Genomic DNA, 19,987 nt, shown 5'->3' on the forward strand with positions numbered 1-19,987 from the left:
TCTCAACTTGAGGAAGGTCGCCGCGCGCACCGGCGACCAGAACACGCGCACGCAGATCAGCGGAATAGGGCTGGGGCATGGCTTGCCTCCCGGGCCATATGCCTGTCAACGCACAGCCCACCCGAATGGATTCAAGTCCAGATCAAAAGCGCTTTAGCTCCTCACAAGCAGCCGAGCCCTTCGAAGCTGCCTCCCAAAGGAACAAGGTGAATGTCCACACCCATACCTCCTGGCCCGAAGAAGGAGACGACAACAGGAAGCAGCGGCTTGCGGACGACATCAACTCTTCGAGCAGTCCATCCAAAATACCGAGCCCCCTTCTTCACCTGCCCGCACTGCGGGGTCGCGTCAACGCAGTGGTGGATCGACCTCTACAGGATCGAGACGACGGTGAAAGATGGTCGCAGAACAGAGGTCTCCACGAAGTTCGATGACCTCGCGCTGAGCCGGTGCCAAGCCTGCGACGGTAGAGCATTGTGGTTCGAGAAGCAGCTTGTCCATCCTGAGGACAATGATGCTCCGCCGGTATCACCTGACATGCCTGCTGAACTGCGTCGCGACTACGAGGAGGCTGCTGCGATCTTTTCGAAAAGTCCTCGGGCGGCAGCCGCACTACTCAGGATGTGTGTCGAGGGGCTCATCAAGAAGGTCACAGAGAAGGACAGTTTCGACAAGGCCATCACCGCTTTGCAAGCAAGGGGTCTTCCGTCTCAAATCCAGTTGGCATTGGACGTCATTCGGCAGAACGGCAACGAAGTTCTTCATGCCGGTCAGCTCTACGGCGAGGACGATGAGGCGACCGTTGCGATGCTCTTCAAGCTCGTGAACTCCGTCGTGACTTGGTCGATCACCGAGCAGCGACAGCTCCAGGAACTCTACGAGCAAATCCCGGAAGCGAAGCGCAAACACCTTGAGGATCGGCGGGCAAAGGATGCTGCCAAAGGCTGAGGTGTCCGTAGGAGTATGCTCTAACGGTCAGACGATACGGTGTACTAAAGGGCGTCCGTAAGGGTTGACCTCGATCAACGGACAGGCTTATGTACGGACAGGTCCCTAACGGACACCCGAGAAAGCCATGACCAAGACCATCCTTTATGCCCGCGTCTCCACCGCCGACCAGACCCTCGCCCACCAGAAGACCCAGGCAGAGGCCGCAGGGTTCACCATCGACGAGGTAGTGGCCGACAACGGGGTCTCAGGGGTCAGCACCGCACTGGCAGATAGGCCCGAGGGGAAGCGCCTGTTCGACATCCTGCGCCGTGGCGACACCCTCGTGGTCCGCTGGGTGGACCGGCTGGGCCGCGACTACCGCGATGTGAGCGATACCATCGGTGAGTTCATGCGGCGCGGGGTCGTCGTGAAGACGGTCATCAACGGCATGACGTTCGACGGTGCGACTACGGACCCGATGCAGCAGGCTGTGCGGGACGCTCTGATCGCCTTCATGGCGGCAACCGCACAGGCCCAAGCGGAGGCGACGAAAGAAGCCCAGCGGGCCGGGATCGAACACGCGAAGGCGCAAGGAGGCCGCTACAGGGGCCGCAAGCCGTCCTATAACCGCGAGCAACTCCAGGCCGTGCAGAACCTCCTCGGACAGGGCGTGGGAACGAGCGAGATTGGAAGGGCAACCGAGTTGTCCAGGCAGACCGTACTGCGGATCAAGGCCGATCCCGTCGAGGCCGAGGCGAACCTCGCAGCGTGGGGGCTGTGACGTACGATCAGGTGAAGCCGATAGGTGTCGTCGAAGACACCAATCATCGGTGCAGTGACTGCACTTGCTGTACTAACCGGCCAATCCCGCACCTCCACGCCAACGCCTTCGCGTCTCCCCGCCGCATTTCTTTTCGTGTCTGTCCGTGGGAGGACGGGCGCAATAAACGGAGCATAAGTTGAGAACCTGCCGCGTCCCTGGATGCACCGAGCCCACCACGAGGTTCGGGGCCCACTGCACGACCCACAAAGCAGCCATGAGGCGTCATGGCGATCCCCGCCAAGAGGGCGTTACGAAAGCTCAGTTGGAGCCCTACGTGAAACTCGTTGAGGCGCGGATCGCGAAGAACGCAGCCAACCCCGTATGGACGCAGTTGGATGACCGCTGGCAGGCGTTGACCCGGTCAGCAGAGGCAATCCTCGCCGCGTACCACAACGGGCGTCCTGGGCTTCGCCAGGAGGTCAGAGCGGCGAGCGAGGTCAAGAAGCTCGGTCAGGCCGTCGAGCCCCGCGAGGTGATCGTGACGGCTCTCGCCATGTACCTCATGCTGTACCAGGAGCCGAGGAGGTTCCGGTCAGATGATGCGTTCTCCACCCAGCTCGTCCGCCGTGTTCGCGGTCTGTCGGATGTCAATGTGGGGGTGTGGCACGACAACAAGACCAACAAGATGCGTCGTGTTTATCGCGAACTTCCTCCTCGGGTCGTTCAGGTCATCGCAGGCTGGATTGTCCCTGTCCTCGGCGGCGTCGGAATGAAGCTCGTCGAGTTGGAGAAGGCTGACTGGGAAGCCCAACAGCAGAAGGTCAAATCGTTTCATCAAGCCGTGTCGGACCTCACTTGATGACCGCAGCACATCAGGCCAAGACCGCTGACGCCCAGAGTGTGAGTGGCCAAATCGAGCTGGACGATGATCGCTTCTTCGACCCCTGGAGGATGTCGCGTACCCCGAACGCGCAGGCGCTTGTCGCGGACGTGATCCGGCAGGTGGAGAGCTACGAGCGACACGGCAAAATGCGGGCGCGGAAGAGGCGACCAGTAGACCAAGCGATCTTCGAGGAGACCATCGCAGCCATCATCTGCGACCTAACCCACGCCTACTTGTCCGGCCACGAGGACGGCATTGCCATCACACGGTCGAACCGTGACCTCGCGAAGAAGTCGCGGTATCACCCGAAGGCGCTCGGTATGACCCTGCCACGGGTTCTCGACCACTTGGCGTCCCGTGAGATGGAGTTCATCGGGCAGCAACTCGGCTTCAAACACGAGTTCGCTGACCGACACCAGCGGACCCTCATCTGGCCTGGGGCTCGGCTCACAACGAGGATCAAGGAACGGAAGCTCGATCTGAGTGACTTCGGGCGTTCATCATCTGAGGAAGTCATCATCCTCAAGGCCGACAAGGAAGACTTCTGGGACAAAGGCGAGTGGATCGAGTACGACGAGACCGACGCGACTGCCCTTCTTCGCTCTCGCCTCCGCCAGATCAACGAGTGGCTCAAGCAAGCGGACATCCACCACGACGATGAGCGCAATGGCACCTACGGTGACCTTGATCATGGGGAACGCCGTCTTCGTCGCGTGTTCACCCAAAGCTCCTTCGAGAGCGGCGGTCGCCTCTTCGGGGGCCTCTGGCAGCGCATGAAGAAGGAGCAGCGGCTGGAGAGCCTCTGGATCAGGGAGGAGCGGGTGATCGAACTCGACTTCGGCCAGATGGCCCCTCGGATGCTCTACGGGATGGTCGGGGTGACGCCTCCGATGGCGGACGCCTACCTGGTTCCTGGTTTCGGAGACCCGCAAGGTTTCAGGGACGGCTTCAAGAAGCTGTTCAGCTCCCTGCTATTCGCCGAGAAGCCCCTGGAGCGGAAGCCGCAGGGCACCAAGGAGTTGCTTCCGAACGAGCCCGTGCAGGTCCTTGTTCAGCGGCTACAAGACCATCACCCGCAGATCGCACACTTCTTCGGGTCGGGTCGTGGTCACGAACTTCAGTTCCGCGAGAGCGAGATGATGGTCGAGATACTCTTGCGTCTCCAGGCCAAGGACATCGTTGCCCTTCCGGTGCATGATGCTGTGATCATTCCTTCCTATGCGGAGGAGGTCACGAGGAAGGTGATGAGCGAGGTGTTCCTTGAGAAGGTTGGTATTGAAGCTCTCATCACCACTACCTCATAGCGTCATCTCTATCAGGTAATCTTCACCCTCTCCTTTATAGGGACCCGTAAGTATAGGGACCCGTAAGCCCTGACGAGAGGAGGAGATGTCATGTCCCCTCCACTTCATGGCTCATGGCGAGGGCTGCCAGCCGCTTGGCCTCCTTCTGGGCGGTTTCCTTTCGCTCGCTGTAGCGGTCCGTGAGGTAGGCCGAGCGGTCTCGGGTCAGGAGCGTGAACTTCATCAGCTCCTCCATCACGTCCACTACGCGGTCGTAGTACGATGAGGGCTTCATCCGGCCCTCCTCATCGAACTCCTGGAAAGCCTTGGCGACCGAGGACTGGTTGGGGATCGTGATCATCCTCATCCACCGGCCCAGCACTCGCAACTGGTTGACCGCGTTGAACGACTGCGACCCACCGGACACCTGCATGACCGCCAGGGTGCGTCCCTGCGTCGGACGGATTGACCCAACCGCCAAGGGTATCCAGTCAATCTGGGCTTTCATGACTGCGCTCATCGACCCATGACGCTCAGGACTGCACCACACCTGCCCCTCGGACCATTGGGACAGCTCCCGTAGTTCCTGGACCTTGGGGTGGTCGCTCGCGGTTGCATCCGGCAAGGGGAGCCCGTGCGGGTCGAATACGCGCGTCTCGGCTCCGAAGTGCTGCAACAGGCGCTCGGCCTCCAACGTCAGGAAGCGGCTGTAGGAACGCTGGCGCAATGACCCGTAGAGGAGAAGGATGCGAGGCTTGTGGGTCGAGACCTGACCGACTTCGAGGCGCTGGAGGTCTGGCATACGAAGCTGATCGTGGTCGATGTTCGGGAGGTCACTCACCTGCTGCAATCCTTTCGACATCTTGCGGGGCGTGTTTCGTCCCTTGCTCGTACCAATGCTGGCTCCTGTTCACGATCCACACGACAGAGAGCATCACGGGCACCTCCACCAGGACACCCACGACCGTCGCCAGGGCGGCACCGGACTGGAACCCGAAGAGGCTGATGGCTGCCGCTACGGCCAACTCGAAGAAGTTCGATGCGCCGATCAGGGCTGATGGACCGGCGACGCAGTGCTTCTCGCCCACCAAGCGGTTCAGGACGTAGGCCAGACCTGAGTTGAAATAGACCTGGATGAGGATCGGCACGGCCAGAAGGGCAATGACCAGCGGCTGCGCCAGGATTTGTTCGCCTTGGAAGCCGAAGAGAAGCACCAGGGTCGTCAGGAGCGCCACCAGGGACACAGGCCCCATGACTTCAAGCAAGCGGCCCAGGGCGGGCTCCCCACCGGACGCCAGGACACGCCTGCGGAGAACCTGCGCCACGACCACGGGAATGACGATGTAGAGGACGACCGACAGGACGAGCGTTCCCCACGGCACCGTGATGGCGGACAGGCCGAGCAGCAGGGCCACGATGGGAGCAAAGGCGATGACCATGATCGCGTCGTTGAGCGCGACTTGGCTCAAGGTGAAGTGAGGCTCCCCCTTTGTCAGGTTGCTCCAGACGAAAACCATCGCGGTACAAGGAGCGGCGGCCAGGATGATGAGCCCCGCGATGTAGGAGTTGATCTGGTCGGCAGGTAGGTACGGCCTGAACAAGTAGCCCACGAAGAACCACCCGAGGGCAGCCATCGAGAACGGCTTGACGGCCCAGTTGATGAAGAGGGTCACGCCAATCCCGCGCCAGTGCTTGCCGACTTGGCCCAGGGCTGCGAAGTCGATCTTGAGGAGCATCGGGATGATCATCAGCCAGATCAGGACCGCCACCGGCAGGTTTACATTGGCGACCTCGGCTGACGCGATAACGTGGAAGACACCGGGCATGAGGTGCCCCAAGGCGATCCCCGCGATGATGCACAGGGCCACCCACACGGTCAGAAACCGCTCGAACGTGGACATCGTGTTGAACCCTCAGAAGGTGATGCGGCGGGCCAGCAGGGTGGCGCTGGACGGGCAGAGGCTGGACGCCTGACGGGTCGTTAGGATCGACCCAGGGGCCTCCTCGCGGTTGATTGCCTTGAAGCCCTGGGCCTCAAAGAACGGACGAGCAGAGGTGGTCGGACGTAGGCGGTACGAGCGCCCTGGTCGAAGGCACGGCGCATCAGCAGGAGGGCCATGTTCCGACCAATGCCCTGGCCCCGCATCTCAGGCAGGACTACCATCGACCGGAGAAGAACATCGGAGCCGTATCGCTCGAAGCCCCCGTAGCCGACCGGGGAGCCGCCCAGGGTTGTGTATTGGAAGAAGGTCCGTTCGGCCTCCTCCAGGTCGTCCGTCGGCAGTCCCTCGGCCTGGAGCGCGTCGCTCATCTCCGTTGGGGATTGGACCTGCTTGTCGGCGAGGAACGGGGCTCCCTCCTCCTTGGCGAGGTCTGGGAGCGATCCCAGCGGCAGGAGGTCGAGAACCAACTCGGAGGGGCGGCAGAGCTTCACGCCTTGCGCAGTCGAGACGATGGGCCGGTTGATCAGGATCGGGTGGGCGATCATGGCGTCCAGGAGGTCATCATCGGTCACGCCAAGAGCATCGAGGCCCAGTTCCTTGAATGGGGTGCCCTTCTCACGCACGACCTCCCGAACGGGGACCCCCATCGCGTCGATCAGCTCGCGAAGCTCGGTCTTCGTTGGTGGCGTCTTCAAGTACTCGACCACTACCGGCTCAATACCGGTACCCCTGATGAGGCTCAGGGTGTTCCTGGACGTGCCGCAGGCGGGGTTGTGCAGGATCGTGACGCTGTCGTCAGCCATTTGCGGTTTCCTTTGGGGGGCAGCAGGGGGTGAGCGCGTCCAGTAGGGGCGCACAAACACCAGGGTGGCCACCGCAGCAGTCCTTGAGGAGGTACGTTACGACCTCCTGCAGTTGACCGAGATTGGCCCTGTAGATGATGGAGCGGCTATGGCGTTCCGAGGTGACCAGTCCAGCGCGGGAGAGGATGTTGAGATGGCTGGACATCGTGTTGTGCGGGACTGCGAGTTCCCGCGCGATGTCCCCTGCTGGCATCCCGTGGGGTTCGTGCTTCACGAGCGCCCGAAATACATCCAAGCGCGTGGGCTGGGCCAGAGCTGCGAGAGCGAGAATGACATCTGTTTGTTCCATGTGTCGAGACTTATGGACATTTCACTGGAGGGTCAAGGGGGAGCGGATGCGGGGGTAAGATCACTCGGGGTCTTGACGTACTCATCATGCTGATGAACGGCCCTCCCGGGGCCGGCAAATCCATGCTCGCCCAGCGCCTCCCGTCCATCCTGCCGCCGCTCTCGCCGCGGGAATTGCTGGAAGTCTCGATGATCCAGTCGGTCGCGGGGTTCCTGGCGGATGGCGCTCTCTCCGATCGCCGCCCGTTTCGAGCCCCGCACCATTCGGCCTCGATGGCGGCACTTGTCGGCGGCGGCCTCAATGCCCGTCCCGGCGAGGCCTCTTTGGCGCATCACGGCGTGCTCTTCCTCGACGAACTGCCGGAGTTCCAGCCCCAGGTGCTCGATTCGCTGCGCCAGCCATTGGAGGCCGGTGAGATCCTGATCGCCCGGGCCAATCATCGCGTCACCTATCCGGCCCGGTTCCAGCTCGTCGCCGCCATGAACCCCTGCCGCTGCGGGCAAGCCACCGAGCCCGGCTATGTCTGCCGCCGTCAGCCGAACGAGCGCTGCATCGCGCAGTATCAGGCGCGTCTGTCCGGACCGCTCCTCGACCGCATCGATCTCGCCATCGACGTTCCGGCGGTCACGGCGGCCGACCTGATCCTGCCGCCGCCCGCGGAAGGGTCGGCCGAGGTGGCGGCGCGTGTCGCCCGAGCCCGCCAGCGGCAGGCGAAGCGCTATGCAGCCCTGAATCTGGACGGTGTCACGACCAATGCGGCCTGCCCGCCGGCGCTCCTGGAGGAGGTCGCCCAACCCGACCCGGAAGGCCTGACCCTCATCCGCGATGCTGCCAACGCCATGCGCCTTTCGGCGCGCGGCTTTCATCGTGTGCTGAAGGTCGGACGCACGCTCGCAGATCTCGACGGGGAGGATCGCGTGCGGCGCATCCATGTGGCCGAAGCCCTGTCCTATCGCGCCCATGCGGATCGGCGCCCGGCGGCTGCGTAAGAGCAAGCCCTGGTCCGCCCCTGCTTCCTCTTGGACGCTTCGCCACTCTCGATATTTTCCATCAGGATATTTATGTTTTCTGTCACAAAACAGTTTGAAATGGGTTTTATGTCATGGTGGAGGCGGGACGGCACCGAGGCTGTCCCGTCGCTAGCGCATCGTGCGGAAAGGTGGATCCCGTTTTTCGCGCCCAACGATGTGCCGCTTGAGGGATTGATCGTAGGATCGATCCCGAAAGTGCATCCCGCTTTGGGTCCGATGCTCTGGAGACACGGCTCGGTGAGGCAGCGATGAATCCTTCCCCGTTGAATGAGGCGGCTGCTCGTCCCGCTTCGCTGGGTGCGCGCCCACACGGCCTCGGCAGGCTCATTCCGGGGACGGCCAAAACCGTCCGCGATTACGGCAGTCTCGATCCTGTGCTCGGCCGGATCGGTTCGCTCGAGGTGCGCCTCGCGACGACGACCCGCGAGATCCGAAAAGCTCAGCGCCTGCGCTTCAAGGTCTTCTACGGCGAGATGTCGGCATCCCCCAATGGCGCTGCCCTGATCTCGCGCCGCGACGTGGATGCCTATGACGCCATCTGCGACCATCTTCTCGTGCTCGACCATGACGTGAAGCCCAAAGCCTTCCGGCCCGCAAAGCCGAAGGTGGTGGGGACCTATCGCCTGCTGCGCCAGAACGTAGCCGACCGCCATGGCGGCTTCTACACCCGGGGCGAATACGACATCGGTCCCCTGCTCAAGGCACACCCGAATCTGCGATTCCTTGAGCTTGGACGATCCTGCGTCCTCGAAGCCTATCGCAACAAGCGTACGGTCGAACTGCTCTGGCACGGCATCTGGGCCTATGTCCTGCATCACCGCATCGATGTGATGATGGGCTGCGCGAGCCTCGAGGGCACGGAACCGCAGGACTTGGCACTCCCTCTAAGCTTCCTGCACCACTACGCCGCGGCGCCCGCCGAGTGGCAGGCCCGAGCGCTGCCGCAGCGCTTCACGGCGATGGACATGCTGCCCAAGGAGGCCGTCGATCCCAAGGCCGCGCTCCATGCCCTGCCGCCCCTGATCAAGGGCTATCTGCGCCTGGGGGCGACCTTTGGCACGGGAGCGGTGATCGACCGGCAGTTCGGCACCACGGACGTACTCGTCCTCCTGCCCGTCTCGGCGATCAACCCGCGCTATATCGACCATTTCGGACAGACGGCGAATCGCCACGCGGCCTGAAGGCTCAGGCCACGACGTCGGCAGGCGTGTCCATGGCGCGGCGCCATTCCTCGCGCACGTCCGGATCGTCCTCGCGCTCCAGCCGCTCGGCAGCGTGACGGGCAACCGCGTCCGGGGAAAGCAGGCGACCGATGGCCCAGACCGCCATGGCCCGCACGAGCGGCGAGGCATCGTCGAGGAGGCGCAATGCTTCGTCGGCCAAGGCGACATCGCCCGAATTGCCGATGGCGATGAGCACGTTGCGGATGAACCGGTCGCGCCCGGTGCGCTTGACCGGCGTGCCGGCGAACCGGACGCGGAAGGCGGGATCGTCGAGTTGCGCCAGCTCCCTGAGCGGCAGCACCGCCAGATCCTCCCGCTGCACGAGCCGCGCCTCACGTCCCGCCTGAGCGAATTTGTTCCAGGGACAGACGGCGAGACAATCGTCGCAGCCGAAGATCCGGTTGCCGATGCCCGGACGCAGCTCCTCTGGGATATGTCCCTTGTGCTCGATGGTGAGATACGAGATGCAGCGCCTCGCATCGAGCTGGTAGGGCGCGGGAAAAGCGTTCGTCGGGCAGATGTCCAGGCAGCGGCGGCATGAGCCGCAGCGGTCGCGCTCGGGCTCGTCGGCGGGAAGCTCTGCCGTCGTGAAGATGGCGCCCAAAAACAGCCAGTCGCCGAACTCGCGCGAGACGACGACCGTATGCTTGCCCTGCCAGCCGAGCCCTGCGGCCTCCGCGAGCGGCTTTTCCATGATCGGCGCCGTGTCGACGAAGACCTTCACGTCGGAGGACGCCTTCGACGCGAGGAAGCCCGCCGCCTCCTTGAGCTTACCCTTGATGACGTCGTGATAGTCGCGGTTGCGGGCATAGATCGAGATGTAACCGCGATCCGTCCGCGCCAGATCGACCAGCGGATCCTCCGTGGGGCCGTAGTTCAGTCCGAGCAGAATGATGCTGCGCACCTCCGGCCAGAGCGTGCGCGGATCGGCACGCCGCTCGGCCGTCTCGGCCATCCACTCCATGGTTCCGTGATGGCCGGCCTCGAGCCAGGCCTTGAGCCGCTCCGGTGCGAGCGGGATTGCGTCAGGTCTGGCGACGCGGATCGTATCGAAGCCGAGCGTCTTGGCGCGTTCGACGACAGCTTGCTTCAGAGCGTCGCCGTCTAGAAGTCCAGGTCGCCGTAATGCTCCGCCGGCGCCATCCCCGGCACCCGGTCCGCGAGGAGCGCGCGAAAGGACGGCCGGGACTTGATCCTGGCATACCAATGCTTCGCTGTTTCGTCCTCGTCCCATGGCACGTCGCCGAGATAATCCACCACCGACAGATGGGCTGCCGCCGCCAGATCCGCATAGGTCATCTGGTCGCCGGCGAGCCAATTCCGCTTGGAAATCAGAAAACCGATATATTTGAGATGGTATCGCACATTGGTCTGGGCTGCGCGAATCGCGCCCATATCCGGCGACCCGCCCCCCAGTTCGATGGGCATGAACCGCTTGTAGATCTTTTCTGCGGCCAGGTAATCCGAGACCTCGCCGTGAAACTTGACCAGAAACCAGTCGAGCAGGCGGCGGACCTCGACTCTCTGCGCGAGATCCCGCGGCAGGAAGCGTCGATCCCTCAGATCCTCGCCCCGGGTCTCGTCGAGATATTCCGCAAGACTTACGGGCCCCGCCACCGCAAGGCCGTTATCGTCGATGAAGAGCGGCAGGTTTCCGGCCGGGTTGATCTCGAGATAGGGAATGCGCCGATCCCACGGTTTCTCCTCGACCATATCCGGCTCGTGGCCGAGCTCCGCGAAGATGAGACGCGCGAACCGCGACTGCGGACAAAACGGATAGGAATGCAGGATGGCCATGAATCTATGTGTGACGCGAAACAGGCGGCGAGAATAAGGCCGTGCTTCGTTAAGGGTTGGTAAGGAATATTGGTGAATCTCATGTCTATGATGCAGAAGGGTTACGCCGTCAGCGCAAACCTTGCTTGACAGACTTGCGATCGCCCCCGCATCTGGCGCCGTTTTCAGGATTTTCAACGATGTCGCAAATCATCGAGGCGCTCTTTCTCGGCCTCATCGAAGGACTGACGGAATTTCTTCCGGTCTCCTCCACGGGCCACCTGCTCCTCGTCGGCCACTTCCTCGGCTTCGAGTCGACGGGCAAGACCTTCGAGGTCCTGATCCAGCTCGGTGCGATCCTGGCGATCCTGTCGATTTACTTCAACAAGCTCTGGTCCATCGCCAAGGCCCTGCCGCACGATCCGATGGCGCGCCATTTCGTCATCGGCGTCCTCATCGCGTTCCTGCCTGCTGCCGTGATCGGCGCCTTGCTGCACGGCTTCATCAAGGAGGTGCTGTTCGATCCCTGGATCGTGTGCACGACCCTGATCGTCGGCGGCTTCGTGCTTCTCGCCATCGACCGCATGCCGCTGGAGGCGACCAAGACCGACGCGACCCGATTTCCCCTGTCGATGTATTTCAAGATCGGCCTCATCCAATGCGCCGCCATGGTTCCCGGCGTCTCCCGCTCGGGTGCGACCATCGTCGGCGCCATGCTGATGGGTGCATCGAAGCGGGCCGCAGCGGAATTCTCGTTCTTCCTCGCCATGCCGACCATGGCGGGCGCCTTCACCTACGATCTGCTGAAGAACTACAAGATCCTCTCCGCCAACGATGCGGCGATCATCGTGGCGGGTTTCCTCTCCGCCTTCGTCGCGGCGCTCCTCGTGGTGAAGCTGCTCCTGGACTACGTCTCCCGCCACGGGTTCACGCCGTTCGCCTATTGGCGCATCCTCGTCGGTGCCGCGGGCCTCGCCGGCCTGATCGTCTACGGCTGACCGATGCTCTCGCGCGACGAGGCTCTCGCAGTCGTTCTCTCCGTCGCGGTCGCCCTGCTGATGGTGGTCGTCGCCGTCATCGCGGGTGCAAGCGCCGGTCCGCCGCCTGCGACCGAGGGCGGGCCTCCGGATCCCGCCTGCGTCGAGTGGACCGACAGCTGCGTGGTCTGCTCTCGCACGGCGGAAGGCCTTGCCTGCTCGACGCCCGGCATCGCCTGCACCAAAGGTGCGCCGCGCTGTTTGAGGCGATAGAGGATCTCGACGGATCCACCGACCTTCAACCTCTCTGTCATGGCTGGCCTTGTGCCGGCCATCCCGATTCGAAGCGCGTTGTGCCTTTCGCGTCGAGATCACCGGCACGAGGCCGGTGATGACGGGGAAGGGACCGAGACGTCGGTATGGGCCTAGGGAATCGTCTTGTCCGGATAGCGGCACAGGTCGTTCACAGGGCAGCGCCAGCATTCGGGTCGGCGCGCCTTGCAGATGTAGCGGCCGTGCAGGATCAGCCAGTGATGGGCGTGGAGCCGGAACTCGTCGGGGATCAGGGCTTCGAGCGCAACTTGCGTGTCCAGCGGCGTCTTTGTGATCGCCAGCGGCAACCGGTTGGTGACGCGGAAGATATGGGTGTCGACGGCGACACGCGGATCGCCGAAGGCGATGTTGACCACGACGCTTGCGGTCTTGCGCCCGACACCCGGCAGGGTCTCCAGGATCTCGACGGAATTGGGCACCGCGCCACCGAACTCCTCGACGAGGCGCCGCGCGGCCGCCATGACGTTCTTCGCCTTGGTGTTGAAGAAGTTCAGGGTCCTGATGTGCTGGCGCAGGCCTTCCTCGCCGAGATCGAGCATCTTCTGCGGCGTGTCGGCGATCGGGAAGAGGTTCCGGGTCGCCTTGTTGACGCCGACATCGGTCGATTGCGCCGAGAGCGCCACGGCCACGAGCAGGGTGTAGGGATTGGTGTAGTCGAGCTCGCCCTTGGGCTCGGGATTGGCCGCGTGCAGACGGCGGAAGATCTCGACCATCGTCGCCCGGTCGACGGGCTTCGGGGTGCGGGCCCGCAGGGCCTTCCCGACTTTCTTCGCCGGGACGGCAGGCTTGGCTTTCGGCTTGGCGGTGCGGCGGGAGGACGGCTTCAGATCGGACATTTCTGCGTTATACTTAAGGCATGGCAAGCGGCAAAGCGACATGTGGCGAGATCGACCGGTGCGAGCAGCCGGTGTTCTCGGCCGTGATCCGACCGCACAGGTCCCTGAGCCCGCAGGGCTTCAGGATCCTCATGGTGCTGGTCTGCCTCACCTCGGTGGTGGCGAGCCTGCCCTTCGTCATCATGGGCTTCTGGCCGGTGGCCGGCTTCTTCGGCCTCGACTTCCTCGGCCTCTACATCGCGTTCCGCCTCAGCTACCGCCAGGGCGAGGGGTTCGAGCTCCTGGAGCTGACGCCGATCCGCCTCCTGTTCCGCAAGGTGAGCCCCCGGGGCGAGGTGAAGGACTGGCAGTTCAACCCGCTCTGGACCCGTCTCGACCGGCAGGTCGACGACGAATACGGCATGCAGGAACTCGCACTCACCTCCCGCAACGAGCACGTGGTCATCGCCCGCGACCTCTCCCCGCCGGAGCGGGAGACGCTCGCGGAGGCTCTGAGTCGGGCCCTGGCGGATGTGAAGCGGGGTCATTGAGAACTTTCCAGCACCTGTAGGCCCAGGGCTTGGGAGCCCTGAGCCGTCAGGTTGATCGAGGGAGGTGCGACGGGCCACCCGGCTCGATGTGTATGGGAATGGGAAGAGCCGGACGGCGCTTCGCACGCGGTACTTTTCAGGCGGACCTCCTGCGCTGTCAGCCCAGGGTCGGCCTCCCGCGATCACAGGCGTGCGAGGCCTGCGGCGGGACCGCTCCCCGCCCCACATCTGCGACGCCTCGCGAGCGCGCCCCCGTCGGGCCGGGATGAGCACGGGTATAGCCCAGGTGATACACTGTGTCAAGAACAAAGTGAGAACATAGCGTTACATCCGCTCTCCCCCGTCATCACCGGCCTTGTGCCGGTGATCCCGATAAAGAGAAGCGCCNGTCGGGCCGGGATGAGCACGGGTATAGCCCAGGTGATACACTGTGTCAAGAACAAAGTGAGAACATAGCGTTACATCCGCTCTCCCCCGTCATCACCGGCCTTGTGCCGGTGATCCCGATAAAGAGAAGCGCCGCGCCTCACCTGACCGTCATGGCCGGGACAGGCCCGGCCATGACGGTCAGGTGAGGTGAGGAGCGTCGCATCTGGGGGACATATTCCGCAAGCAATGAGAATGCTCTCTTCCGCCCAGCACTTAAGATAATCCTGTCACAGAAATCGGGTGTCTCCGCCCTCCCCGGCTCGCTAGGATGATCGCCAATAAGGATTCAGAGTCATGCTCAATACCTTGCGCGACATCACCATCGAACCGGGCGCGATCACCGTGCCGGACGAGCCCCATTCGGATTACGAGCGGGTGCGCCGGATCATCGCGTTCATCTCGGAGCGCTGGCGCGACCAGCCCTCCCTGGAGGCGATCGCCGACCATGTGGGGCTGTCCACCACCCATGTGCACCATCTCTTCCGGCGCTGGGCGGGCCTGAGCCCGAAGGCGTTCCTGCAGGCGCTGACCCTCGACAACGCCAAGGCGCTGCTCTCCGATTCCGCCAGCGTGCTCGACGCCACCTACGAGGTCGGGTTGTCGGGACCTGCCCGGCTGCACGACCTCTTCGTGACCCACGAGGCCATGACCCCGGGGGATTACAAGGCGGGCGGCCAGGGTTTGACCATGCGCTTCGGCTTCCACCCCTCCCCCTTTGGCGAGGCGGTGCTGATCGCCACCGACCGGGGCCTGGCGGGCCTGGGCTTCGTGGACGACGGCGACCGGCAGGCGGCGCTCTCGGACCTGATTCGCCGCTGGCCGAAAGCTGAGTATGTGGAGGATGAAGCCGCCACCGCCCCGCTCGCGAGGCGCATCTTCAGCCCGTCGCAATGGCAGGCGGAGCAGCCCCTGCGGGTGGTCCTGATCGGCACCGATTTCGAGGTCCGGGTCTGGCAGACCCTGCTGCGCATCCCCCGCGACAAGGCGACCACCTATTCCGACATCGCCCGCCATATCGGCAGGCCCGCCGCCTGCCGGGCGGTGGGCGCGGCGGTGGGCAAGAATCCGGTCTCCTTCGTGGTCCCCTGCCACCGTGTGCTCGGCCGCTCCGGGGCGCTCACCGGCTACCATTGGGGGCTGACCCGCAAGCAGGCCATTCTGGGCTGGGAGGCCGGGCAGGCTTTCGGGGCCGCCGCCTAGGGATTCGATTGCCCGGCACAACGCGATCGCTGCCGCTTCACCTCGTCATGGCCGCGCTTGTTGCGGCCATCCACGTCTTCAAACCTCGGCGCCGTCAGACGTGGATCCCCGGCACGGGGCGGACATGACGGCGGAGGGTGTCGTTATGTTGAGCGTGCGCAATGTAAGGGAGAGCGGCGGGCACCCCGGACCCGAAACGGCTTCCGGGCATCCTTAGGAATCCCGACAATCGGATTTAAAGAACCAGGAGTCGGGCGGTCGCGATTACGGTTCACTCTCAAGTGGATCCGGCGAACCATCCGAGGGCCCCGGCGATCCCGACAGCGCCGCGGTGCTCGGTGGCAGCACCGCACATTGCGTGACGTGGAACACGCTGTTGTCGACCTTCTGATAGCTGCGCCCGCACCAGTGTCCCCCGCCCGTCCGACCGGCATCGCCGCTCAGCGCACGGTACTGGATCGTGTAGCCGGGCACCTCGACCCACTCCCCGTCGACAAGCATCTGCACGCCCATCGGGGTGACCCGGTAGGGTGCCGGCCGGCAATCCTCGTCGTTGCAGCAGCTGTTGCCCCACGAGTCCCTGAGATGCGAGTAGATGTCGTGGGCTTCGGCCGGGAGGGGGAACCCCAGCGGGAAAAAAATCGCGGAAAGGATAAGCCTGATCCACATGGGCCGCTCTCGCAGGTGACCTTCAACGGCGCTCGTCGGAGCGTTGGAGAACGCGACGAACGCTTATCCTAGCGTAAGCAGACGGTCGGGACCACATGGAAGCGGACAGGTTGACTTTAGCCCTCCAAGCCGCACAATCGCCCTGCCATGATGACGCTATTCCTCAACACCGCATCCGCTTTCTTCCAAGGGAAGTAAGCCCAGGCCTGCCTCGGCGCGGGCCTCGAGACGGGTGTCATGCACCCGGGATGCCATTTGCCGGCTCGTTTGCACAGCAGACGGGAGAGCCGGTCTGTTGAGAGATTTTCCATGCCTTCGAACCAGGAGACGCGCGCGCTGAGCGCCGCGCAGATTCAGCATTTCATCGACAGCGGCTTCGTCAGGGTCGACGACGCTTTCCCGCGCCGGCTCGCCGACGAGGCCCGTGCCATCCTGTGGCGCGACACCGGATGCGATCCGGACGATCCCGCCACCTGGACGCGGCCCGTGATCCGCCTGAACCAGTATGGGCAGGAGCCTTTCGTCCAGGCGGCCAACACGCCGGTCCTGCATCGCGCCTTCGACCAGCTCGTCGGACCGGCCCGGTGGGTGCCCCGCGCCACCTTGGGGACTTTCCCGGTGCGGTTTCCTTCGCCCGACGATCCGGGCGATGCCGGCTGGCACATCGATGTCAGTTTCGGAACCGAGACTCCGGACTTCCTGTCCTGGCGCGCGAACGTCACGTCGCGCGGGCGGGCCCTGCTGATGCTCTTCCTGTTCTCCGATGTGGGGGAGAATGATGCGCCGACGCGGATCCGGGCCGGCTCCCATCTGGAAATGGCCCGCATTCTGGCGCCGGCGGGAGAAGCCGGCCTCACCCTCGGCGAGATGGCGGCCGACGGCTTTGCGGAGACCGCCCATCTCGCCGAGGTGGCGGCGACCGGGGATGCGGGTACGGTGTATCTGTGCCATCCCTTCCTCGTTCATGCCGCTCAACCCCATCGCGGCACGAGGCCGAAATTCATGGCCCAGCCGCCCCTCCTGCCCGCGCAGTCCCTGCGTCTCGAGCGCCGGGGCGGCGCCTATTCTCCGGTCGAGCAGGCGATCCGGATCGCCCTCGGGATGATTCCTTAAGGCAATGGCCCGGCAGTCGAGCTGCCGGGCCTCACGGCCGCACCTGCTCGACGCACCCTGCGCATGCAAAGCCTAGTCCGGTTCCCCCGGATAGTGCCGGTTGCCCTCGGGGATGATCACGCCCCTCAGCTTGCGGGAGGTCCAGATGTGGATCGCCTCGGTGAGATCGACCGGCTCGTCGAGGGAGCCCCCCTTGATGCTGATCTCATCCTCCCGATCCTTGTCCCCATGCCACACGCGCGAGCCGCAATCCGGGCAGAAGAAGCAGGTCAGGGACCGTCCGGCATCGGTCGCACGCGTCCAATGGCCGAGCCTGCCGGCCAGGAGCAGGACATCGGCACTGCGGGCCATGACCGAAGTCCCGAAGGCGGAGGCCGACTGCTTCTGGCACTCCCGGCAGTGGCAGACATAGATCTCGTGCGGCGGCTTCGTGAGCTCGTACCGCACCTGGCCGCATTGGCAGCCGCCCTTGAGAGAATAGGCTTGCTTCGACGTTCCCATGACCGCTCCCCTGCTGCGACGGTTCCTGGCTAGGTAGGGCACAAGGTCTCGCCGACGCACCCTGCCGCAACGACGTATCGTGTCTCTCCGGGGAGATTTCGTGTCCCCCGGCCCGCAGGGCTCCTCCTATTGCAGCCATGCAACAGACCCCGGCTCCGACGAAATGAGTCGATCTAGCCTTCAGGATCGTCTTGCGGCGCTGAAAAGCCCTTCTTATATCAGCGCCAGCACAGGGCACGGCTCGGGTTGAGGCGGTCCTTGCATTTAGTCATCAACATGTAAGCCATGGGCCGAGCTGCTTTTAGGGCTCGGCGGTCTGCTTGAAAGTGAGGGATCCCGCCATGGGTAAGGTCATCGGTATCGACCTCGGCACCACCAATTCCTGCGTCGCTGTCATGGAAGGCACGACGCCCAAAGTTATCGAGAACGCAGAAGGCGCCCGGACGACCCCGTCCATCGTGGCCTTCACGGATGAAGGCGAGCGCCTCGTCGGCCAGCCGGCCAAGCGCCAGGCGGTCACGAACCCGTCGCGCACCTTCTTCGCCATCAAGCGCCTGATCGGCCGCACCTTCGACGATCCCATGACCAAGAAGGACATGGGCCTCGTTCCGTACCACATCATCAAGGGTGCGAACGGCGACGCCTGGGTCGAGGCCGACGGCAAGCAATATTCGCCCTCGCAGATCTCCGCCTTCACCCTTCAGAAGATGAAGGAGACGGCCGAGTCCTATCTCGGGCAGCCGGTCACGCAGGCCGTCATCACGGTCCCGGCCTATTTCAACGACGCCCAGCGTCAGGCCACCAAGGACGCCGGCAAGATCGCCGGCCTGGAGGTCCTGCGCATCATCAACGAGCCCACCGCTGCGGCCCTGGCCTACGGCCTGGACAAGAAGCAGACCGGCACGATCGCGGTCTACGACCTCGGCGGCGGCACCTTCGACGTCTCGATCCTGGAGATCGGCGACGGCGTGTTCGAGGTGAAGTCCACCAACGGCGACACCTTCCTCGGCGGTGAAGACTTCGACATGCGCCTCGTCGAGTACCTGGCGGCCGAGTTCAAGAAGGAGCAGGGCATCGACCTGACCAAGGACAAGCTCGCCCTGCAGCGCCTGAAGGAAGCCGCCGAGAAGGCCAAGATCGAGCTCTCCTCCGCGTCGCAGACCGAGATCAACCTGCCCTACATCACGGCGGATGCCTCCGGTCCGAAGCACCTCGCGATCAAGCTCTCGCGCGCCAAGTTCGAGCAGCTCGTCGACGACCTGGTGCAGAAGACGATCGAGCCCTGCCGCAAGGCCCTCAAGGATGCCGGCCTCTCGGCTGGGGACATCGACGAGGTGGTCCTCGTCGGCGGCATGACCCGCATGCCGAAGATCCAGGAAGTCGTGAAGACCTTCTTCGGCAAGGAGCCCCACAAGGGCGTCAACCCGGATGAGGTCGTGGCCATCGGCGCGGCGGTCCAGGCCGGCGTGCTCCAGGGCGACGTGAAGGACGTGCTGCTCCTCGACGTGACCCCGCTGTCACTGGGCATCGAGACGCTCGGCGGCGTGTTCACCCGTCTGATCGACCGCAACACGACGATCCCGACGAAGAAGAGCCAGGTGTTCTCGACCGCGGAAGACAACCAGAACGCGGTGACGATCCGGGTCTTCCAGGGCGAGCGCGAAATGGCCGCGGACAACAAGCTGCTTGGCCAGTTCGACCTCATGGGCATTCCTCCCGCACCCCGCGGCGTGCCGCAGATCGAGGTGACCTTCGACATCGACGCCAACGGCATCGTGAACGTCACGGCGAAGGACAAGGCTACGGCCAAGGAGCACCAGATCCGCATCCAGGCCTCCGGCGGGCTGTCCGACACCGACATCGAGAAGATGGTGAAGGACGCCGAGGCTCACGCCGAGGAAGACAAGAAGCGCCGCGAGCTCGTCGAGGCCAAGAACCAGGGCGAGAGCCTGATCCACGCCACCGAGAAGTCGCTGACGGAATACGGCGACAAGGTCTCGGAGGGCGACAGGCAGGGCATCACGACCGCCATCGACGCGCTCCGTCAGGCCCTCGCCGGCGAGGATTCCGAGGTCATCAAGGCCCGCACCACGGACCTGATGCAGGCTTCCATGAAGCTCGGCGAGGCCATGTACGCGGCTCAAGCTGCCGCGGGCGAAGGCGGCGGCGAGCAGCAGCCCGAGGGCGAGGCCGCCCAGAAGGAAGACGTCATCGACGCCGACTTCCAGGAAGTCGACGAAGGCGACAAGAAAAAGCGCGCTTAAAGCATGAGCGCTCTGTAAGGAATTCGGCACCCGGTTTCATGACCGGGTGCCGTTTTCGTGAATAGGCTCGACACAATAATGACCGATCAACCAACCGATTTTCGCACCCCTTCGGCAGAAGCTGCCGGGGCCTCTCCCTTTCGGATGCATG

The 19,987-nt window shown here is 63.9% G+C and carries 20 protein-coding genes and 1 pseudogene; 11 read left to right on the top strand and 10 right to left on the bottom strand.

Translation table 11 applies throughout. The features are described from left to right. Window positions 1–474 precede the first annotated feature (474 nt). The 4 genes from KHP60_RS15655 to KHP60_RS15670 all read left to right on the top strand — a co-directional run bounded on the left by KHP60_RS15655 (window position 475) and on the right by KHP60_RS15670 (window position 3,880). Entirely contained in the window at window positions 475–948 is a 474-nt protein-coding gene (locus KHP60_RS15655) for a DUF4145 domain-containing protein (protein WP_213565259.1), read from the top strand. 127 nt (window positions 949–1,075) lie between these two features. Beyond that, window positions 1,076–1,711, top strand: a complete 636-nt coding sequence (locus tag KHP60_RS15660; RefSeq protein ID WP_213565260.1) for a recombinase family protein — start codon at window positions 1,076–1,078, stop codon at window positions 1,709–1,711. Window positions 1,712–2,027: 316 nt separating this feature from the next. Then, entirely contained in the window at window positions 2,028–2,552 is a 525-nt protein-coding gene (locus KHP60_RS15665) for a hypothetical protein (protein WP_311925041.1), read from the top strand. After that, entirely contained in the window at window positions 2,552–3,880 is a 1,329-nt protein-coding gene (locus tag KHP60_RS15670) for a hypothetical protein (RefSeq protein ID WP_213565262.1), read from the top strand. The genes KHP60_RS15665 and KHP60_RS15670 overlap by 1 nt, the downstream gene beginning before the upstream one ends. Window positions 3,881–3,968: 88 nt before the next feature. Here KHP60_RS15670 and arsH read toward each other — a convergent pair whose 3' ends face one another. The 4 genes from arsH to KHP60_RS15690 form a co-directional block, all read right to left on the bottom strand. Continuing rightward, a complete protein-coding gene (arsH, locus tag KHP60_RS15675; RefSeq protein ID WP_213565263.1) occupies window positions 3,969–4,721 on the bottom strand; it encodes an arsenical resistance protein ArsH in 753 nt (250 codons plus the stop codon). Continuing rightward, complete coding sequence (gene arsB, locus KHP60_RS15680; RefSeq protein ID WP_213565264.1) at window positions 4,693–5,760, bottom strand: ACR3 family arsenite efflux transporter; 1,068 nt, start codon at window positions 5,758–5,760, stop codon at window positions 4,693–4,695. Before arsB ends, arsH begins: the two co-directional genes overlap by 29 nt. A gap of 80 nt (window positions 5,761–5,840) precedes the next feature. Then, window positions 5,841–6,605 carry an arsenate reductase (glutaredoxin) gene (gene arsC / locus KHP60_RS25865; protein ID WP_213565265.1) on the bottom strand — a complete coding sequence of 255 codons (765 nt, stop codon included), beginning with the start codon at window positions 6,603–6,605 and terminating at the stop codon, window positions 5,841–5,843. Further along, window positions 6,598–6,954, bottom strand: a complete 357-nt coding sequence (locus tag KHP60_RS15690) for a helix-turn-helix transcriptional regulator (RefSeq protein WP_213565266.1) — start codon at window positions 6,952–6,954, stop codon at window positions 6,598–6,600. The genes arsC and KHP60_RS15690 overlap by 8 nt, the downstream gene beginning before the upstream one ends. Window positions 6,955–7,040: 86 nt before the next feature. Between KHP60_RS15690 and KHP60_RS15695 the strand changes: the two are divergent. After that, window positions 7,041–7,943, top strand: a pseudogene (locus KHP60_RS15695) (YifB family Mg chelatase-like AAA ATPase); the annotation flags it as partial. A gap of 290 nt (window positions 7,944–8,233) precedes the next feature. Beyond that, a complete protein-coding gene (locus tag KHP60_RS15700) occupies window positions 8,234–9,166 on the top strand; it encodes a GNAT family N-acetyltransferase (RefSeq protein ID WP_213565268.1) in 933 nt (310 codons plus the stop codon). A 4-nt stretch (window positions 9,167–9,170) separates the two neighbouring features. On the opposite strand, the gene queG is transcribed toward KHP60_RS15700, so the two are convergent. Then, entirely contained in the window at window positions 9,171–10,415 is a 1,245-nt protein-coding gene (gene queG / locus KHP60_RS15705) for a tRNA epoxyqueuosine(34) reductase QueG (protein ID WP_249688829.1), read from the bottom strand. Continuing rightward, on the bottom strand, window positions 10,313–11,005 hold the full coding sequence (locus KHP60_RS15710) for a glutathione S-transferase family protein (protein ID WP_213565269.1): 693 nt from the start codon (window positions 11,003–11,005) through the stop codon (window positions 10,313–10,315). The genes queG and KHP60_RS15710 overlap by 103 nt, the downstream gene beginning before the upstream one ends. Before the next feature lie 179 nt (window positions 11,006–11,184). On the opposite strand from KHP60_RS15710, the gene KHP60_RS15715 reads away from it, so the two are divergent. Further along, entirely contained in the window at window positions 11,185–11,982 is a 798-nt protein-coding gene (locus KHP60_RS15715) for an undecaprenyl-diphosphate phosphatase (RefSeq protein WP_213565270.1), read from the top strand. On the opposite strand, the gene KHP60_RS15720 is transcribed toward KHP60_RS15715, so the two are convergent. Then, complete coding sequence (locus tag KHP60_RS15720; RefSeq protein ID WP_213565271.1) at window positions 11,973–12,275, bottom strand: hypothetical protein; 303 nt, start codon at window positions 12,273–12,275, stop codon at window positions 11,973–11,975. The genes KHP60_RS15715 and KHP60_RS15720 overlap by 10 nt on opposite strands. Window positions 12,276–12,386: 111 nt before the next feature. Beyond that, window positions 12,387–13,130, bottom strand: a complete 744-nt coding sequence (nth, locus tag KHP60_RS15725) for an endonuclease III (RefSeq protein WP_213565272.1) — start codon at window positions 13,128–13,130, stop codon at window positions 12,387–12,389. Window positions 13,131–13,150: 20 nt separating this feature from the next. Here nth and KHP60_RS15730 point away from each other — a divergent pair, with 20 nt between their 5' ends. Beyond that, the gene (locus tag KHP60_RS15730) at window positions 13,151–13,660 is read left to right on the top strand and encodes a DUF2244 domain-containing protein (RefSeq protein WP_213565273.1); all 510 of its coding nucleotides are present in this window, start codon (window positions 13,151–13,153) and stop codon (window positions 13,658–13,660) included. 723 nt (window positions 13,661–14,383) lie between these two features. Continuing rightward, entirely contained in the window at window positions 14,384–15,289 is a 906-nt protein-coding gene (locus KHP60_RS15735) for a bifunctional helix-turn-helix domain-containing protein/methylated-DNA--[protein]-cysteine S-methyltransferase (RefSeq protein ID WP_213565274.1), read from the top strand. A 264-nt stretch (window positions 15,290–15,553) separates the two neighbouring features. On the opposite strand, the gene KHP60_RS15740 is transcribed toward KHP60_RS15735, so the two are convergent. After that, window positions 15,554–15,958 carry a hypothetical protein gene (locus tag KHP60_RS15740; RefSeq protein WP_213565275.1) on the bottom strand — a complete coding sequence of 135 codons (405 nt, stop codon included), beginning with the start codon at window positions 15,956–15,958 and terminating at the stop codon, window positions 15,554–15,556. 309 nt (window positions 15,959–16,267) lie between these two features. Here KHP60_RS15740 and KHP60_RS15745 point away from each other — a divergent pair, with 309 nt between their 5' ends. Then, window positions 16,268–17,071 carry a phytanoyl-CoA dioxygenase family protein gene (locus KHP60_RS15745; RefSeq protein WP_213565276.1) on the top strand — a complete coding sequence of 268 codons (804 nt, stop codon included), beginning with the start codon at window positions 16,268–16,270 and terminating at the stop codon, window positions 17,069–17,071. 72 nt (window positions 17,072–17,143) lie between these two features. Here the strand turns inward: KHP60_RS15745 and KHP60_RS15750 are convergent, their stop codons facing one another. Then, window positions 17,144–17,572 (bottom strand): GFA family protein, encoded by a 429-nt coding sequence (locus KHP60_RS15750; RefSeq protein ID WP_213565277.1) that lies wholly within the window; start codon window positions 17,570–17,572, stop codon window positions 17,144–17,146. 341 nt (window positions 17,573–17,913) lie between these two features. Here KHP60_RS15750 and dnaK point away from each other — a divergent pair, with 341 nt between their 5' ends. Further along, window positions 17,914–19,836 (top strand): molecular chaperone DnaK, encoded by a 1,923-nt coding sequence (gene dnaK / locus KHP60_RS15755; protein WP_213565278.1) that lies wholly within the window; start codon window positions 17,914–17,916, stop codon window positions 19,834–19,836. Window positions 19,837–19,987: the final 151 nt, after the last annotated feature.

Origin of the sequence: Microvirga sp. 3-52, from assembly GCF_018383585.1 — a bacterium.
GTDB lineage: Bacteria > Pseudomonadota > Alphaproteobacteria > Rhizobiales > Beijerinckiaceae > Microvirga.

Coding starts and splice junctions, on each gene's coding strand:
- nth (WP_213565272.1), bottom strand. CDS start 13,130: ATGTCCGATCTGAAGCCGTCCTCCCGCCGCACCGCCAAGCCGAAAGCC.
- KHP60_RS15710 (WP_213565269.1), bottom strand. CDS start 11,005: ATGGCCATCCTGCATTCCTATCCGTTTTGTCCGCAGTCGCGGTTCGCG.
- dnaK (WP_213565278.1), top strand. CDS start 17,914: ATGGGTAAGGTCATCGGTATCGACCTCGGCACCACCAATTCCTGCGTC.
- KHP60_RS15735 (WP_213565274.1), top strand. CDS start 14,384: ATGCTCAATACCTTGCGCGACATCACCATCGAACCGGGCGCGATCACC.
- KHP60_RS15745 (WP_213565276.1), top strand. CDS start 16,268: ATGCCTTCGAACCAGGAGACGCGCGCGCTGAGCGCCGCGCAGATTCAG.
- KHP60_RS15715 (WP_213565270.1), top strand. CDS start 11,185: ATGTCGCAAATCATCGAGGCGCTCTTTCTCGGCCTCATCGAAGGACTG.
- KHP60_RS15670 (WP_213565262.1), top strand. CDS start 2,552: ATGACCGCAGCACATCAGGCCAAGACCGCTGACGCCCAGAGTGTGAGT.
- KHP60_RS15660 (WP_213565260.1), top strand. CDS start 1,076: ATGACCAAGACCATCCTTTATGCCCGCGTCTCCACCGCCGACCAGACC.
- arsB (WP_213565264.1), bottom strand. CDS start 5,760: ATGTCCACGTTCGAGCGGTTTCTGACCGTGTGGGTGGCCCTGTGCATC.
- KHP60_RS15750 (WP_213565277.1), bottom strand. CDS start 17,572: ATGGGAACGTCGAAGCAAGCCTATTCTCTCAAGGGCGGCTGCCAATGC.
- KHP60_RS15720 (WP_213565271.1), bottom strand. CDS start 12,275: ATGACAGAGAGGTTGAAGGTCGGTGGATCCGTCGAGATCCTCTATCGC.
- KHP60_RS15690 (WP_213565266.1), bottom strand. CDS start 6,954: ATGGAACAAACAGATGTCATTCTCGCTCTCGCAGCTCTGGCCCAGCCC.
- arsC (WP_213565265.1), bottom strand. CDS start 6,605: ATGGCTGACGACAGCGTCACGATCCTGCACAACCCCGCCTGCGGCACG.
- arsH (WP_213565263.1), bottom strand. CDS start 4,721: ATGTCGAAAGGATTGCAGCAGGTGAGTGACCTCCCGAACATCGACCAC.
- KHP60_RS15740 (WP_213565275.1), bottom strand. CDS start 15,958: ATGTGGATCAGGCTTATCCTTTCCGCGATTTTTTTCCCGCTGGGGTTC.
- KHP60_RS15730 (WP_213565273.1), top strand. CDS start 13,151: ATGGCAAGCGGCAAAGCGACATGTGGCGAGATCGACCGGTGCGAGCAG.
- KHP60_RS15700 (WP_213565268.1), top strand. CDS start 8,234: ATGAATCCTTCCCCGTTGAATGAGGCGGCTGCTCGTCCCGCTTCGCTG.